General features: G+C 73.5%; 15 protein-coding genes and 1 pseudogene. 8 read left to right on the top strand and 8 right to left on the bottom strand.

Features of this window, described 5'->3' with window-relative positions:
- Positions 1–3: 3 nt before the first annotated feature.
- Together recC and KVF89_RS20215 are read left to right on the top strand one after the other, a co-directional pair.
- Positions 4–3,432 carry an exodeoxyribonuclease V subunit gamma gene (recC, locus tag KVF89_RS20220; protein ID WP_257428084.1) on the top strand — a complete coding sequence of 1,143 codons (3,429 nt, stop codon included), beginning with the start codon at positions 4–6 and terminating at the stop codon, positions 3,430–3,432.
- Positions 3,429–3,818 (top strand): annotated as a pseudogene (locus tag KVF89_RS20215) (UvrD-helicase domain-containing protein); the annotation flags it as partial. The gene recC and the pseudogene KVF89_RS20215, both read left to right, overlap by 4 nt.
- Here KVF89_RS20215 and KVF89_RS30610 read toward each other — a convergent pair.
- Genes KVF89_RS30610 through KVF89_RS20205 form a run of 3 tightly spaced genes read right to left on the bottom strand, consistent with a single transcriptional unit; the run spans position 3,787 to position 5,982 of the window.
- Complete coding sequence (locus KVF89_RS30610) at positions 3,787–4,452, bottom strand: ArsR family transcriptional regulator (RefSeq protein ID WP_372497959.1); 666 nt, start codon at positions 4,450–4,452, stop codon at positions 3,787–3,789. The pseudogene KVF89_RS20215 and the gene KVF89_RS30610 overlap by 32 nt on opposite strands.
- 13 nt (positions 4,453–4,465) lie before the next feature.
- On the bottom strand, positions 4,466–4,888 hold the full coding sequence (locus tag KVF89_RS20210) for a DUF3151 domain-containing protein (protein ID WP_257428083.1): 423 nt from the start codon (positions 4,886–4,888) through the stop codon (positions 4,466–4,468).
- 35 nt (positions 4,889–4,923) lie between these two features.
- Positions 4,924–5,982, bottom strand: a complete 1,059-nt coding sequence (locus KVF89_RS20205) for a PDDEXK nuclease domain-containing protein (protein ID WP_257428081.1) — start codon at positions 5,980–5,982, stop codon at positions 4,924–4,926.
- Positions 5,983–6,065: 83 nt separating this feature from the next.
- Here KVF89_RS20205 and KVF89_RS20200 point away from each other — a divergent pair, with 83 nt between their 5' ends.
- Positions 6,066–7,550: a DHA2 family efflux MFS transporter permease subunit gene (locus KVF89_RS20200; RefSeq protein ID WP_257428080.1), complete on the top strand. Its 1,485-nt coding sequence runs from the start codon at positions 6,066–6,068 to the stop codon at positions 7,548–7,550.
- Between the two features lie 60 nt (positions 7,551–7,610).
- On the opposite strand, the gene KVF89_RS20195 is transcribed toward KVF89_RS20200, so the two are convergent.
- Genes KVF89_RS20195 through fbaA form a run of 4 tightly spaced genes read right to left on the bottom strand, consistent with a single transcriptional unit; the run spans position 7,611 to position 10,525 of the window.
- Positions 7,611–7,949: a type II toxin-antitoxin system PemK/MazF family toxin gene (locus KVF89_RS20195; protein WP_257428079.1), complete on the bottom strand. Its 339-nt coding sequence runs from the start codon at positions 7,947–7,949 to the stop codon at positions 7,611–7,613.
- Positions 7,933–8,130: a hypothetical protein gene (locus KVF89_RS20190; protein WP_257428078.1), complete on the bottom strand. Its 198-nt coding sequence runs from the start codon at positions 8,128–8,130 to the stop codon at positions 7,933–7,935. The genes KVF89_RS20195 and KVF89_RS20190 overlap by 17 nt, the downstream gene beginning before the upstream one ends.
- Before the next feature lie 47 nt (positions 8,131–8,177).
- A complete protein-coding gene (gene ilvA, locus KVF89_RS20185; RefSeq protein ID WP_257428076.1) occupies positions 8,178–9,497 on the bottom strand; it encodes a threonine ammonia-lyase IlvA in 1,320 nt (439 codons plus the stop codon).
- Positions 9,494–10,525 carry a class II fructose-bisphosphate aldolase gene (gene fbaA / locus KVF89_RS20180; RefSeq protein WP_257428074.1) on the bottom strand — a complete coding sequence of 344 codons (1,032 nt, stop codon included), beginning with the start codon at positions 10,523–10,525 and terminating at the stop codon, positions 9,494–9,496. The genes ilvA and fbaA overlap by 4 nt, the downstream gene beginning before the upstream one ends.
- A gap of 116 nt (positions 10,526–10,641) precedes the next feature.
- Between fbaA and KVF89_RS30470 the strand changes: the two genes are divergently transcribed.
- Genes KVF89_RS30470 through KVF89_RS20165 form a run of 3 tightly spaced genes read left to right on the top strand, consistent with a single transcriptional unit; the run spans position 10,642 to position 12,627 of the window.
- Complete coding sequence (locus KVF89_RS30470; RefSeq protein WP_257428072.1) at positions 10,642–11,496, top strand: hypothetical protein; 855 nt, start codon at positions 10,642–10,644, stop codon at positions 11,494–11,496.
- Entirely contained in the window at positions 11,493–11,990 is a 498-nt protein-coding gene (locus KVF89_RS30465; RefSeq protein ID WP_257428070.1) for a SigE family RNA polymerase sigma factor, read from the top strand. The genes KVF89_RS30470 and KVF89_RS30465 overlap by 4 nt, the downstream gene beginning before the upstream one ends.
- Before the next feature lie 58 nt (positions 11,991–12,048).
- Positions 12,049–12,627, top strand: coding sequence for a hypothetical protein (locus tag KVF89_RS20165; protein ID WP_257428068.1), 579 nt, complete (start codon positions 12,049–12,051; stop codon positions 12,625–12,627).
- Positions 12,628–12,642: 15 nt separating this feature from the next.
- On the opposite strand, the gene KVF89_RS20160 is transcribed toward KVF89_RS20165, so the two are convergent.
- On the bottom strand, positions 12,643–13,290 hold the full coding sequence (locus KVF89_RS20160) for a TrmH family RNA methyltransferase (RefSeq protein WP_257429159.1): 648 nt from the start codon (positions 13,288–13,290) through the stop codon (positions 12,643–12,645).
- Between the two features lie 85 nt (positions 13,291–13,375).
- Between KVF89_RS20160 and KVF89_RS20155 the strand changes: the two genes are divergently transcribed.
- Positions 13,376–14,167, top strand: a complete 792-nt coding sequence (locus KVF89_RS20155) for a DedA family protein (RefSeq protein WP_257428067.1) — start codon at positions 13,376–13,378, stop codon at positions 14,165–14,167.
- Between the two features lie 61 nt (positions 14,168–14,228).
- Complete coding sequence (locus KVF89_RS20150; RefSeq protein WP_257428066.1) at positions 14,229–14,669, top strand: VOC family protein; 441 nt, start codon at positions 14,229–14,231, stop codon at positions 14,667–14,669.
- Positions 14,670–14,737: the final 68 nt, after the last annotated feature.

The following is a 14,737-nucleotide window of genomic DNA, read 5'->3' as shown; positions in this document are numbered from 1 at the left end:
CCGATGGCCCTCCACCTGCACCGCGCCGCGCGGACCGACCTCCTCGCCGACGACCTCGGCGAGCTGCTCGCGACGCCGCTGCCCGACCCGTTCGCCAGCGAGGTCGTCGTCGTGCCGGCCAAGGGCGTCGAGCGGTGGCTCACGCAGCGGCTGTCGCACCGCCTGGGGGCCGGGCCGCTGGGCGGGGACGGCGTGTGCGCGGGGGTGCGACTCCTCCAGCCGGCGTCCCTGGTCGGACTGCTGCTGGGTCGCGACCGCGACGACCCCTGGCATCCCGACCGTCTGGTCTGGCCGTTGCTCGCCACGGTCGACGACTCGCTCGGCGAGCCGTGGTGCGCCACGCTGGCGACCTACCTCGGGCACCAGGTCGCCAGCGAGGAGGGCGAGCTGCGCCGGAGCCGCCGCTGGGCGGTCGCGCGTCGGCTCGCGGAGCTGTTCACGTCGTACGCCGTGCAGCGGCCGGGAGTGGTCCGCGACTGGCGCGAGGGGCGCGACAGCGACGGTGCCGGCGGGCCGCTGGCCGCGGACCTCGCGTGGGAGGCCGAGCTGTGGCGGCGGCTGCTCGACCGGATGGCGGCGGCCGGGCACACCGAGCCGCCGGACCTCCGGCACGACCGGGTCCGCGCCGCGCTGCGGGCCGGTCAGGTGGCGGGGCTGGACCTGCCCGACCGGCTCTCCCTGTTCGGCCACACCCGGCTGCCCGAGACGGAGGTCGACCTGCTGGTCGCGCTGGCGGAGCACCGCGACGTCCACCTGTGGCTGGCCCAGCCGTCGGCGGCGCTGTGGGATGCCGTGGCCGCGGCCGGCGTGGAAGTGGGCCCACGGGACGCCGCCGCATCGGTCGAGCTCGCCCACCATCCGCTGCTCGCCTCGCTCGGCCGTGACGCGCGGGAGCTGGCGACGGTGCTCGGGGCGCGCGTGCGCGCGGGCGAGGCGGTCGACGCCGGCGCGGCCGCCGACCCGGTCGCGGCCGACGACCTGCTCGGCTGGCTGCAGTCCGACCTGCGCGCCAACCGGGTGCCGTCGGCCGACGAGCAGGCCCGGCGGGTGCTGCGGGCCGACGACCGTTCGCTGCAGGTGCACGCCTGCCACGGTCCGGCCCGCCAGGTCGAGGTGCTGCGCGAGCTGCTCGTCGGCCTGCTCGAGGACGACCCGACCCTCGAGCCCCGCGACATCGTCGTGATGTGTCCCGACGTCGAGACCTACGCGCCGCTGATCTCCGCGGGCTTCGGCCTCGGCGAGCTGATCGGCGAGACCTCGGGGGGCGCCGGCCCCGGTGCCGCGGGTGGGGCCGAGCTGCACCCCGCCCACCAGCTGCGGGTCCGGCTGGCCGACCGCGCGGTGAGCAGCACCAATCCGCTGCTCGCGGTCGCCGTCGTGCTGGTCGAGCTCGCGGGCGGCCGCGCCACCGCCTCCCAGGTCCTCGACCTGCTGGCCAGACCGGTGTGCCGGCGCCGGTTCGGGTTCAGCGACGACGACCTCACGCGGATGACGCGCTGGGTCGCCGAGGCGGGGGTCCGGTGGGGGATCGACGCCACCCAGCGGGCGGCGTACGCCATGGACGGGTTCGAGCACAACACCTGGCGGGCCGGTCTCGACCGGCTGCTGCTCGGCGTCGTGATGAGCGACGACGAGCACCGCCGCGTCGGGCGCGGCCTGCCCGTCGACGACATCGCCAGCGGCGAGATCGAGCTCGTCGGCCGGCTGAGCGAGGCCGTCGCCCGGCTCGGCGCCTGCCTCACGGCGCTCGACCGGGCCACCGCCGCCGACGCGTGGTTCACCGCCATCGCCGAGGGCGTGCGCGACCTGTGCGAGGTCGATGACGACGACGCCTGGCAGCTGCCGCAGTTCGAGCGCGAGCTCGCCCGCGCACAAGCTGGTGCTGGGAGCGCTGCCGAGAGCGACACTGACGACACGGGCGTGCCCTTGCGTCTCGCCGACGTCCGCGCGCTGCTGCAGGCCCGGCTGGCCGGCCGCCCCACCCGGGGGAACTTCCGCACCGGGATGCTGACGGTCAGCACCATGGTGCCGATGCGGTCCGTGCCGCACCGGGTGGTGTGCCTGGTCGGGCTCGACGACGGCGTCTTCCCGCGCACCAGTGGCGTCAACGGCGACGACGTCCTCGGCCGACGGCCCCGCGTCGGCGAGCGCGACCTGCGCGGCGAGGACCGTCAGCTGCTGCTCGACGCGATCCTCGCGGCGGGGGAGCGGGTCGTCGTCACCTACACCGGCGCCGCCGAGCACACCGGCCAGGAACGGCCGCCCGCCGTACCGCTCGGGGAGCTGCTCGACGCGCTCGACCGCACGGCCGCGGCACCCGTGCGTGCGCAGGTCGTCGTCCGCCACCCGCTGCAGGGCTTCGACCCGCGCAACCACGTCCCCGGAGCACTCGTCGGCCCCGGGCCGTTCAGCTTCGACCGCGCCTCGCTCGCCGGCGCCCGGGCCTCGGTGCGCGAGCGGGCGCAGGTCCCCTCGTTCCTCGACGGCGCGCTGCCGGCCCGCCCGCCCCAGGACGTGTCGCTCGCCGACCTCGTCGACTTCGTGCTGCGCCCGGCCCGCTCCTTCCTGCGGGGGCGGCTCGACGTCGCCACCCCGTTCGAGCCCGGCGAGGTCGCCGACGCGATCCCGGTCGACCTCGACAACCTGGAGCGGTGGGCGATCGGCGACCGGCTGCTGAAGGCCGTGCTGTCCTCCGACGACCCGGCCGCCACCGGCGAGGCCGTGATGCTCGCCGAGCAGCTGCGCGGCTCGCTGCCGCCGTTCGGACTCGGCCACGGCGCCCTCACCGACGTCGTCCGCGACTGCCAGGCGCTCCTCCAGCAGAGCGCATCCCTGCGCGCCGCCCCCGCCCGCAGCGTCGACGTCGATGTCGACCTCGGCGGCGGCCGGCGGCTCACCGGCACGGTGCCGCGGGTCCACGGCAACCAGGTCGTCGACGTCACCTACTCGCGACCCGGACCGAAGCAGCGGATCGCGGCGTGGCTGCAGGTCGTCGCCCTCAGCGCCACCCACCCCGACGAGAACTGGACCAGCCACGCGATCGCCCGCGCCCGGAGCGGCCCGCAGCGGGCGCTGGCCGGTCCGCTCGACCACCGGGCCGCCGCGTGGCTGGCCGCCGTCGTGGCCCTCTACGACGAGGGCGCCACTCGCCCGCTGCCGATCCCGGTCCGCACCGCCCACGCCTGGGCCGAGGCCCGGGCCAAGGAGCTGCGCGGCATGGACATCGACCCGGTCGACGCCGCGGCCGCCGCCTGGACCACCGACCCCTACAACCAGTGGGGCATCAAGGGCGAGGACGACGACCCGGTGCACCGCCGGATCTGGGGGCACGCCGCGCCGGTCTCGGTGCTCATCGACGCCGGCCTGCCGGCGTACGCGTGGACGCTGTGGGAGCCGCTCCTCGCCGGCGCCGAGAAGGTCAGCGCCCTATGAGGGAGACGATGAGCCCGTTCGACATCCGTGGCCCGCTGCCGACCGGCACCACCCTGCTCGAGGCCAGCGCCGGCACCGGCAAGACCTGGACCATCGGCGCGCTGGTGACCCGCTATGTCGCCGAGGAGGGCGTCCCGCTCGAGCAGCTGCTCGTGGTCACCTTCGGCCGGGCGGCGAGCCAGGAGCTGCGCGAGCAGGTCCGGCACCAGCTGGTCGAGGCCGAGCAGGCGCTCGCCGGCCGGCCCGCCGAGGCCCGGACCGACGTCATCGAGCAGATCCTGGACTGCCCGCCCGAGGAGCAGCGGCGGCGGCACCGGCGGGTCGCGCAGGCCCTCGCCGACTTCGACGCCGCCACTATCGCCACCATCCACCAGTTCTGCTCGCTGGTGCTGGAGTCGCGGGGGGGGGGCGGGCCCCCCCCCCCCCCGGCCCCCCGCGGCGCGCACCCCCACCCCCCCCCGGGCGGGGGGGGGGCGCCACCCAACCCACCCCCCCGGGCCCCCCCCCCCCCCCGCCCCCCCCCCCCCCACACCCACCCCCCGCCCCCCCCCCCCCCCCCCCCCCGCGCGGGCGCCCCCCCCCCCCCCGGGGCGCGCGACCCCCCCCGCGGGCCCGCCCGCGCCCACCGCCGGGGGGCCGCCGCCCCCCCCCGGGGGGGGCGCGCCGGCGCGGGGCCCCCGGGGGGGCGGCGCCGCCCCCGCCCCCCGCCCCCCCCCCGCGCGGGGGCCCCGGGGGCGCCCCCGCCCCGGGGGGGGGGCGCCGCCGGCCGCCCTCGACCCGGCCGACGATCCGGTAGCGGGTCGCCGGGTCGAGCTCGCGTGCCTGCAGCCACATCGGCTCCGCGCCCGGCTCCTCGCTCACCCGCACCAGGCCGGCCCGCTCGAGCCGGCGCAGGTGGGCGCGGATCGAGTCCGGCACGATCCCCGCGTCGGCGGCCAGCTGGTCGACCGTCTTCGGGGTGTCGACCGCGAGATAGACCCACCACACCCGGGAACCCAGGCGCGGGAGGCCATCGCCCATCGGCGTACGTCGCTCAGCCCAACAGCGCGTCGTACGCCGTCGGGCTGGAGTCGCGCAGGAACGTGGAACAGCGCTCCCACTCCTCGGTCTCGCCGATAGCACGGGCGGTGAGGGCGAGCAGCGCGAGGGCACGCAGGAAGCCGCGGTTGGGCTCGTGCTCCCACGGCACCGGGCCGTGGCCCTTCCAGCCGCTGCGCCGGAGCAGGTCGAGGGAGCGGTGGTAGCCGACCCGGGCGTAGGCGTAGACGGTCACGTCATCGGCGCTGTCGTCGCGGGCCTGCTCGGCGAGGGTCGCCCAGGCCAGCGGCGACGACGGGAGCCGACGGACGACGTCGGCCGGCGCGCGGCCCTCGGCGAGGAGCGCCTCGGCGGGGTCGACGGGCAGGTGGGTGGGCGGGGGTCCGGCCATCAGGTCGGTGCCGGGCGTGATGCTCATGGCGTCCATTCTTGCGCAGGCCCCCTCGGCCGTCCCTAACCGTCCGAGAGCTCGTCCACCAGCACAGCCTCGAGCTCGCCCGCTCTCGGCAGTGCCGCCCGGGCATCATCGGGAAGTCCGAAGTAGTCCGCGACCGCCAACGGCGCGGCAGCGGAGGCCAGCGCGTAGCGGACGGTCGGGCCGCTCTTCCCGGTGCAGAGCAGGATGCCGACCGTCGGGGCGTGGATCCGCGACCGCCGGTACTGGTCGTCGACGATGGCGACGTACGTCCCGAGTTGGCCGACGTGCGCGGGCTCAAGCTTGCCCACTTTGAGCTCGACCACCACGTAGCGCAATTGCTCGGTGGAGAAGAACAGCAGGTCCACGTAGAACTCGTCGACCTCGTCGCTGCGGTCGTCAGGCACAGTGAGACGGACCTGCCTGCCGACGAAGGCCATACCGCGGCCGAACTCCAGCATGGTGTCCTGGAGGCGGTCGACGAGTGCCTGCTCGACGTTGCGCTCGTCGGTCTTCTCGACCAGTGCCAGGTGTTCGAACACATAGGGGTCCTTGACCAGTTGCTGAGCCAGGTCCGAGTCCGGCGCGTCGAGCACCGCGGGGAAGTTCGACGGCGCAGACCCCACGGCACCTCGGAGACCGACCTTGATCTGGTGCTCCAGAACTCCGCGCGACCAGCCCTCCTCGGCCGCTCGGGCCGCGTACCAGTCGCGGTCCTCGCGGCTCCCGAGTCGGCTCAGGAGGACCGTGACGTGGCCCCAGGGCAATCGTGCAACGGCTTGTTGCACGAACTCGACCTCGGTCGGCCAGACCTCTGCGGCCTTCCGCATGTACAGAAGATTCCGCGGCGACCAACCACGCTGGTCGGGGAACTCACGCTGGAGGTCCGCCGCCAGCCGGGTGACGACCTTGCTCCCCCACCCGTTCGTCTGCTGGCGATGGAGGATGTCCCGGCCGATCGACCAGTAGAGCCGCAGCACCTCGGTGTTGGCCGCGCGCGCCGCACGGACCTGGGTGCTGCTCACCCGTGCCTTCAGTTCGGCCAGCAGGTCCGCATAGCCGTCGATCTCGATCTCGATGTCGCTGTCCCGAGCCATGTCCCGCACGGTAGGCCGGGCCTCCGGCGCAATATCTCCCATCGGTCGCGGCGGCGTCGGTCCTCGGGTGTTGACTGGTGCTCGTGGCTCGGAACGCATCCTCATCCATCACATCGTCGGCTCCGGAGCAGACGACCGATCCGTGGCCGGCCCTGTGGGCCCTGGTCATCGGCTTCTTCATGATCCTGGTCGACCTCACGATCGTGACGGTGGCGACGCCGACGATCATCGAGGACCTCGACGCGTCGGTGAACGACGTCGTGTGGGTCTCCAGCGCCTACATGCTGGCCTATGCCGTGCCGGTGCTCATCACCGGCCGGCTCGGCGACCGCTACGGCGCGAAGTACCTCTATCTCATCGGCCTGACCGTCTTCACCTTCGCCTCGCTGTGGTGCGGCCTGACCACGACCGTCGAGGCGCTCATCGTGGCCCGGGTCGTCCAGGGGCTCGGCGCCTCGATGATGACGCCGCAGACGATGGCGATCATCACCCGCATCTTCCCGCCCGCACAGCGCGGCAGCGCGATGGCGGTCTGGGGTGCCACGGCCGGGGTCGCGATGGTCGTCGGGCCGCTGCTCGGCGGCGTGCTCACCGACGGCCTCGGCTGGGAGTGGATCTTCTTCGTCAACCTCCCGGTCGGCCTGGTCGCCTTCGTGATGGCCTGGCGGCTGGTGCCGGCCCTCCCCACCCATGCCCACCGCTTCGACTGGGTCGGGGTGGTCCTGTCCGGCGCAGCCATGTTCCTGCTCTGCTTCGGCATCCAGGAGGGCCACCAGAAGGACTGGGCCGGGTGGATCATCGCGATGATCGCCGGCGGCAGCGTGGTCCTGGTCGCCTTCATCATCTGGCAGCGGCTCAACCGCACCGAGCCCCTGGTGCCACTCGACCTCTTCCGCGACCGCAACTTCTCGGTGTCCACGATCGCCATCACCTGCATGGGCGCCGTCGCCGCGTCCTTCGGCTTCCCCCTCATGCTCTACGCCCAGGCCGTGCGCGGCTACTCCCCGACCGAGTCCGCACTGCTGATGCTGCCCATGGCCGTGATGTCGATCGTGCTGGCCCGCCTGGTCGGCCGCCTCTCGGACCAGCAGCACCCACGGTGGGTCCTGGGCTTCGGGTTCGCGGCCAGCCTGGTGGGCTTCCTCGTGCTCATCTGGCGCCTCGAGCCCGGCGTCGCCGTGTGGGAGCTCGCCGTCCCGATGGCGCTGATCGGCATCGGGAACGCCTTCATCTGGGCCCCCACCGCGACCACCGCCAACCGCAACCTGCCGATGCGCCAGGCCGGGGCCGGCGCCGGCGTCTACAACGCCACCCGCCAGGTCGGCTCGGTGCTCGGCGCCGCGGCGATCGCCGTGATCATGGACAGCCGGCTGGCCCACTACCTCCCCGGTGCCGCCGCCCACGGCGAGGCCGGTGCCGCCCGGATCCCCGACCCGCAGGTGGCCGAGCTGTTCAGCAGGGCGATGCAGCAGTCACTGTGGCTGCCCGCCGCGGTCTACGTCGTCGGCCTGGTCGCCGTGATGTTCTACGAGAGGCCTCGGCACGAGGGGTTCGGCGTGCCGCACTGACCTCGGGAGAGCATGAGACACACCAGGCCGCGCGGCCTCGGAGCGTGTCTCAGAACGCTCTCAGGCGTCGATGATGGTCGCCACGACTCCCCGGATCTGCCGCAGCACGACCGGGCCGACATTGCCTAGACGCGCTCCCACCCGCGGCATGGCGACGGAGCGGATGTGCTGGCACTGCGCAGCAGAGACGGCGACGAGTCCGTTGTGCTCATCAGGCTCGACGGCGACCTCGGAGCCGCTGTTGCGGACCGTGCGGGTGAGGGGGACCACCTGGACGACGCTCGGCCCGCCCCGGAGGACGCGCTCGGCGGTGACCACGACGGCGGGCCTGCGCAGACCCGCCTCGGCCCCCGCGGGAGTGCCGAGATCGAGCTCGACGACGTCACCCGGCGTCAGCATCGAGCCAGGCGAGCTCGTCGTCGCGCAGCGGCACTGCGAGGTCGGCGCCGATGGCCTCCTGCTCGAGCAGCCGCACGGCGCGGGAGACGGACTCGATCACGGTCTCGCCGCGCCGGGCGGCCAGATCGTTGAGCGCGTCGCGGGTGGCGCGGCTGACCCGGATCGTCGTCGTGTCGCTCATCCTCCCAGGATAGCTACTTGTAGACAATCTGGTCTACAAGCCGCATCTCAGGACAGCACGAACCCGAACAGCGGGCTGTCCGGCGGCACCTTCTCGACCCGCAGCCGCGACTCCTCCATCCGGGCGAGCAGCCCGGCCAGGTCGTCGGGCGACTGCATCTCTATGCCGACCAGCGCGGGTCCGGTCTCCCGGCTGTTGCGCTTGGTGTACTCGAAGAGCGTGATGTCGTCGTCGGGACCGAGCACGTCGTCGAGGAAGCGGCGCAGCGCACCGGGCTCCTGCGGGAACTCGATGAGGAAGTAGTGCTTGAGCCCCTCGTGGACCAGCGCCCGCTCGACGATGTCGGCGTACCGCGAGACGTCGTTGTTGCCGCCCGAGACGACGACCACGACCCGGCTGCCCGGAGCGAGACCCGCCAGGCCCCCGGCGGCGACCGGCAGGCGCAGGGCCGCGGGCGCGAGGGCGCCGGCGGGCTCGGCGATGATGCCGTCGACCTGATAGAGGTCGAGCATCTCGACGCAGATGAGTCCCTCCGGGACCGCCGCGACCGACAGGGCGACCGCAGTGCGCGCCTCGGCGACGGCACGGTAGGTGAGGTCCCCGACCCGGCGCACGGCGGCGCCGTCGACGAACGGGTCGAGGGTGTCGAGCTCGACCGGTCCACCGGCGTCGAGCGCCGCGGCGAGGGAGGCAGCACCCGCGGGCTCAGCGGCGAGGACGCGTACCCCGGGCAGCCGCTCGCCGAGCACGGTGAGGCAGCCGGCGATCAGGCCGGCGCCGCCCACGGGGAGCACCAGGGCGTCGGGCTGCCAACCGAGCTCGGCCGACTGGGCCAGGATCTCGGCGGCCACGGTGCCCTGGCCGGCCACGATGCCGTCGTGGTCGAAGGCGGGAACCACGGTGGCCCCGGACGCCGCGGCGAAGTCGGCGGCCGCGACCGCGGCGTCGTCGTACGCCTCGCCCGCGATGACGACCTCGACCTGGTCGCCGCCGAGCGCCGCGACCCGATCGCGCTTCTGCCGTGGGGTGGTGCGGGGCAGGAAGATCGTCGCGTGCACGCCCGCCCGGGCACAGGCGAACGCGACGCCCTGGGCGTGGTTGCCGGCGCTCGCGCAGGTCACGCCGCGGGAGCGCTCCTCCTCCGAGAGGCCCGCGAGCACCGTGTAGGCGCCGCGCGCCTTGTAGGAGCGGACCGGGGTGAGGTCCTCACGCTTCAGCCAGACGTCGAACCCGGTCAGGGCCGAGAGCCGGTCGGCGCGCTGCAGCGGCGTGGGCGGGATGACCGAGCCGAGCAGGGCAGCCGCCCGGTCGACGTCGGCCGCGGTCGGGAGCGCGGTGCCGGCCGGCGGCTCAGCCCCGGGGCTCAACCGACGGTCTTGCCGGCCGAGCGCAGGTTCTCGGCGGCCTCGACGACCCGCGCGGCCATGCCCGCCTCGGCGGCCTTGCCCCAGGCGCGGGGGTCGTAGGCCTTCTTGTCGCCGACCTCGCCGTCGATCTTCAAGACGCCGTCGTAGTTGCGCAGCATGTGGTCGGCGGCGGGACGGGTGAAGGCGTACTGCGTGTCGGTGTCGACGTTCATCTTCACGACACCGAAGTCGACCGCCGCGGCGATCTCGTCGGCGCTCGATCCGGAGCCGCCGTGGAAGACGAGGTCGAACGGCTTGGCACCGTCCGCCAGGCCGAGCTCGGCGACGACCGCGGCCTGCGCGTCGCGCAGGATCTCGGGGCGGAGCTTGACGTTGCCCGGCTTGTAGACGCCGTGGACGTTGCCGAAGGTCAGGGCCGTCAGGTAGCGGCCCTTCTCGCCGACGCCGAGCGCGCGCACGGTGGCCAGCGCGTCCTCGGGCGTGGTGTAGAGCTTCTCGTCGATCGCGCCGACGATGCCGTCCTCCTCGCCGCCGACGACGCCGACCTCGATCTCGAGGATGATCCGCGCCGCGGCCGCCTTGGCCAGCAGCTCCTCGGCGATCTGCAGGTTCTCGTCGAGCGGTACGGCGGAGCCGTCCCACATGTGCGACTGGAACAGCGGCGCCTCGCCCCGGGCCACGCGCTCGGCGGAGAGGGCCAGCAGCGGGCGGACGAAGCCGTCGAGCTTGTCCTTCGGGCAGTGGTCGGTGTGCAGCGCGATGTTGACCGGGTAGCTCTTCGCGACCTCGGCGGCGTAGGCGGCGAAGGCCGCGGAGCCGGTGACCATGTCCTTCACGGACGGGCCGGAGAGGTACTCGGCCCCGCCGGTCGACACCTGGACGATGCCGTCGGACCCGGCGTCGGCGAAGCCCTTGAGCGCCGCGTTGAGCGTCTGCGAGGACGTCACGTTGATGGCCGGGAAGGCGAACGCGCCGGCCTTCGCGGCGTCGAGCATCTCGGCGTACTTCTCAGGGGTGGCGATAGGCATGCTTGCTGGCTCCTGCGCGGGGTCCGGTTAGGTCCGTCTCAACCTACCGTGACAACCGATCGGTGTCGGCGCGCGTATCCGTGGTTGAGTGATTCGTTCCGACCCCCGGAGGACCCGTGCAGGACATCATCGACCGGCTGCAGGCCGAGCTCGGGGAGCGGCGTACCCCGCCCCCCGCCTTCGAGATCGGCACGACGATCGGCGCCGGCCGCCGCGCCGTACGCCGCCGGCGGCTGGCCGTGACGACCGCGGGCCTGGCGCTGGCACTCGTCGCGGGCGGCACCCTGTGGAGCGCCACCGGGCCGCTGGGCGAGCAGGGCCGGGACCGGTCGGTCCCGGTCGCGGCGGCCGCCGGCGTCCGCACCGACGACCTCCACCCGACCAGCGACCTGCCCGCCGACTTCCCCGTCGGGTACGACGCCCGGACGGGTGACCTGCTCGTTCAACGTGACTGGACCGTGGTCGACCGCGTCAACGAGCCGATCACCGGCAGTGCGCTCGACGCCGACTCCCGCATCGTCGCGTCGGCGGCACTCGCCGTCCGCAACGGCGACCAGGACACCTGGGTCCTGGTCTACAAGTCCGGGACGGAGGACGACGGCAGCAGCGCCTCGCAGAGCGGCGATGGGGTCGCCGATCCCGAGGCGAGCACGGTCTTCCCCGACCTGGACACGTGGGTCGCCTACCAGGCCGACCTGCTCTTCACCGGCTCGACCGACCAGCTCGTCGCCTTCGACGACGACGGCCGGCTCGCGGCCCGGTACGGCGTCCGGCTGGTCCGCCAGGGTGGCCCGCTGCCCTTCCTCGCCGACGGCGTTCCGGTCCGGCTGCGGGTCGGCTCCGAGCAGGTGTGGGGCGTGGCCCATCGGGCCGACGACCTGACCCTCCTGGCCGTCGAGTCCGACTATCCGGCGGCCGACGAGCGCGGCACGATGGCCGGCTTCGTCGAGTACCTCCGGACCGGCCGGTGAGGCGCGCCGAACGCGAGGCGGCGTACGTCGAGTTCGCCACCGTCCGCCGCGACCGGCTGCGCCGGATCGCCTACGGCATGTGCGGCGACTGGCACCGCGCCGACGACCTCGTGCAGACCGCACTGGTCCGGCTCTACGTCGCCTGGCCGCGGGTCTCGCGGAACGGCACCGAGGACGCCTACGTCCGCAGGATCCTGCTCAACGCCGCCATCGACGAGTCCCGGCGCGCCGTCCGGCGCGAGGTCCCGACCGACTCCCTTCCCGACGTCCCCGCCTCCCCCGGACTCGGTGTCGAGGACCGCGACTCGCTCGTCGCGGCGCTCCAGGAGCTGCCCGCCCAGCAGCGGGCCGCCGTACTGCTGCGCCACTGGCTGGGGCTCCCGGTCGCCGAGGTCGCCGCCGAGCTCGGCATCTCCGAGGGCACGGTCAAGAGCCACACCTCGCGCGGCCTGGCCGCGCTGCGGGGACATCTGGCGGAGGTCGAGACGGGCTGACATGCTGGCCCGCGACCCGTCGCAGCCCGGCGGGGACGGAGGACGCGAGGAGGTCACGATGCGCTGGGCCAGGGTCGCGGTCGGTGTCGGCCTCGTCGTGCTCTCGGCCCTGTACGCCGTCGGCTGGTTCCGGGCGCGCCACCATCTCGCGTACCTGTGGTCGGCAGACTCGACCACGGAGGAGCTGCTCTGGCTGGGCACCTCCCTCGCCGTGGGTGTGGCCGGCGTGCTCGTGCTGGTCGGCACGATCGGCCTGCTCCGCGGCCAAGAGCTGCGCGGCTGGACCGCTTGGGCGACCACGGCAGCGCTGTGCGTGGCCGGAGTCCTGCCGGCCGTGCGCGTCGCGACCGTCACTCGGTCGGAGTCCACCTTCTTGCCGGACCCGTTCCGGGAACACGGACCGGAATGGGCGCTGTACCTCCCCCACGACGACCCGTGGTTCTGGCGTTCCGCGGTGTGGCCGTTCACCCTGCTGGCCATGGCCTGGACGATCCCCCTCCTCGTCCGGCAGCTGAACCGGGTCCGGCCGCGGCGTCTTCCGCTCGCGGTCGTCGCCGTCGTGGGCGCGATCACGGTGCTGCTCGGGGCTTGTCTGCACGGCACGCTCGTCGTCGCGTCGCTGGCCTCCTTCTCCTGAGCCCGGTCCTGCGGCTCAGCCGCGCCAGGCCCGGTCGCTGCCGAGATCGGCGTGCTGGCGGACCCAGGAGTGCATGGCGATGGCCGCGGCGGCCGAGGCGTTGATCGACCGGGTCGAGCCGAACTGGGCGATCGAGAAGGTGCCGTCGCACGCCTCCCGCGCGGCCTCCGAGAGGCCGGGGCCCTCCTGGCCGAACAGGAAGCAGACCCGCTCCGGCAGCACCATCGTCTCGAGGTGGTCGGAGCCGGGCAGGTTGTCGATCCCGAGCAACGGGACGCCGGTCGCGGCCAGGTAGGCATGGAGCTCGGCGACGCTCGGGTGGTGCCGGACGTGCTGGTAGCGGTCGGTCACCATCGCGCCACGGCGGTTCCACCGGCGGTTGCCGACGATGTGCACCTCGGCGGCGAGGAAGGCGTTGGCGGAGCGGACGATGGTGCCGATGTTGAAGTCGTGCTGCCAGTTCTCGATCGCGACGTGGAAGCCGTGCCGGCGCCGGTCGAGGTCGGCGACGATCGCCTCGACCGTCCAGTACCGGTAGCGGTCGACGACATTGCGCCGGTCACCGTCGCGGAGCAGCGCCTCGTCGTACACGTGGCTGCCGGGGCCCTCCGGCCACGGCCCGGGCCACGGACCGACCCCGACCTCGGGCTGTCCGTGGGGCATCGGGTCGTACGGCGCCCGCTCCTCCTCGACCACGAACCCGACCCTATCGATCACCTCGTTGGGCGGTGGCGGGTAGCGTGGCGCCGTGAACTCGCTGGTCGCGACCCCGCTCGTCGTGCCGATGCTGCTCGGCATCAAGTGGCTCGATCCCGAGTGGCTGCAGCATGAGTACGGCACCATGTTCATCTGGATCGCGATCGCCATCGTCTTTGTCGAGTGCGGCCTCTTCTTTCCGTTCCTGCCCGGGGACACGCTGCTGTTCGCGCTCGGACTGTTCATCGCGGGCAGCAACAAGACCGGCTACTCGGTCGTCGGGATCTCCAACGAGCCCGTCGAGCTGGTCATCGCGATGACCCTGCTCGTGATAGCCGCCTTCGCCGGCAACGTCGCGGGCTACGAGATCGGCCGCAAGCTCGGCCCGCCGCTGTACGAGCGCGACGGCCGGGTCCTCAAGAAGAAGTACTTCGACAACACCAGCGCGTTCTTCGACAAGCACGGCAACAAGGCGCTGGTGATCGGCCGGTTCGTGCCGTTCGTGCGCACCTACATCACCGTGGTCGCCGGCGTCACCATGATGGAGCGCCGCCGGTTCTTCACCTGGAGCGCGATCGGCGCCGTCCTGTGGGTCGTCTCGATCACGCTGCTGGGCTACTTCCTCGGCGCCGCGATCCCGGCGCTCGGCGAGAACATCGACTACGTCACCCTCGCCATCCTCGCCTTCTCCGCGGTCCCGCTCGCCTGGGAGTGGTGGCGCCACAAGCGGCCGGCCGTCAAGCGCCGCAAGGCGCTCGCGAGCTCCCCCGAGAGTCCCGTCGAGAGTCCCGTCGAGAGTCCCGTCGAGCCCGCCATCGAGAGCTCGGTCGCCGAGGAGCGATGAATTCACCTTGAGGTGACAGTCTTCCCGGCATCGAGTCCACGACGACACACCGGGAGCAGCGATGAGCATCAACCTCAACCCCTACATCAACTGGCGCGGCCAGGCCCGCGAGGCGATGGAGTTCTACCAGTCGGTCCTCGGCGGCGAGCTCAGCGTCATGACCTTCGCCGACATGGGCGGCACCGCGGCGGCCGAGGCCGAGGCCGCCGGCGAGGCCGACTGGGTCATGCACGCCGCCCTGGCGGTGTCCGACTCGGTCCTCCTGATGGGCGCCGACCACCCCTCCCACGTGCCCGGAGAGCCGCAGACCCAGCAGGTCAGCATCAGCGGCCCCGCCGAGGACGGCGACACCCTTCGTGCCTGGTGGGCGGGCCTCTCCGACGGCGCGACCATCCACGAGCCGCTGGCCCAGGCGCCGTGGGGCGACAGCTTCGGCATGCTGCGGGACAAGTACGGCGTCGACTGGCTGGTCAACATCGCCGGCGCCCCCACCGAGGGCTGAGCCCTCCCGGTCCGCCGGAGCGCGGATCAGGCCGGACCGGATCAGGCCTGGCCGGATCAGGCCTGGGC

Origin of the sequence: Nocardioides carbamazepini (genome assembly GCF_024614185.1) — a bacterium.
Classification (GTDB): Bacteria; Actinomycetota; Actinomycetes; order Propionibacteriales; family Nocardioidaceae; genus Nocardioides; species Nocardioides carbamazepini.
Note: the sequence above shows the minus strand (reverse complement) of the source record. Positions and strands in the feature narration are given on the sequence as shown.

Bases quoted from the DNA above. Each gene is read 5' to 3' on its own strand.
- recC (WP_257428084.1), top strand. From the start codon at position 4: ATGGCCCTCCACCTGCACCGCGCCGCGCGGACCGACCTCCTCGCCGAC.
- KVF89_RS30610 (WP_372497959.1), bottom strand. From the start codon at position 4,452: ATGGGCGATGGCCTCCCGCGCCTGGGTTCCCGGGTGTGGTGGGTCTAT.
- KVF89_RS20210 (WP_257428083.1), bottom strand. From the start codon at position 4,888: ATGAGCATCACGCCCGGCACCGACCTGATGGCCGGACCCCCGCCCACC.
- KVF89_RS20205 (WP_257428081.1), bottom strand. From the start codon at position 5,982: ATGGCTCGGGACAGCGACATCGAGATCGAGATCGACGGCTATGCGGAC.
- KVF89_RS20195 (WP_257428079.1), bottom strand. From the start codon at position 7,949: ATGCTGACGCCGGGTGACGTCGTCGAGCTCGATCTCGGCACTCCCGCG.
- KVF89_RS20190 (WP_257428078.1), bottom strand. From the start codon at position 8,130: ATGAGCGACACGACGACGATCCGGGTCAGCCGCGCCACCCGCGACGCG.
- fbaA (WP_257428074.1), bottom strand. From the start codon at position 10,525: ATGCCTATCGCCACCCCTGAGAAGTACGCCGAGATGCTCGACGCCGCG.
- KVF89_RS20165 (WP_257428068.1), top strand. From the start codon at position 12,049: ATGCGCTGGGCCAGGGTCGCGGTCGGTGTCGGCCTCGTCGTGCTCTCG.
- KVF89_RS20160 (WP_257429159.1), bottom strand. From the start codon at position 13,290: ATGCCCCACGGACAGCCCGAGGTCGGGGTCGGTCCGTGGCCCGGGCCG.
- KVF89_RS20150 (WP_257428066.1), top strand. From the start codon at position 14,229: ATGAGCATCAACCTCAACCCCTACATCAACTGGCGCGGCCAGGCCCGC.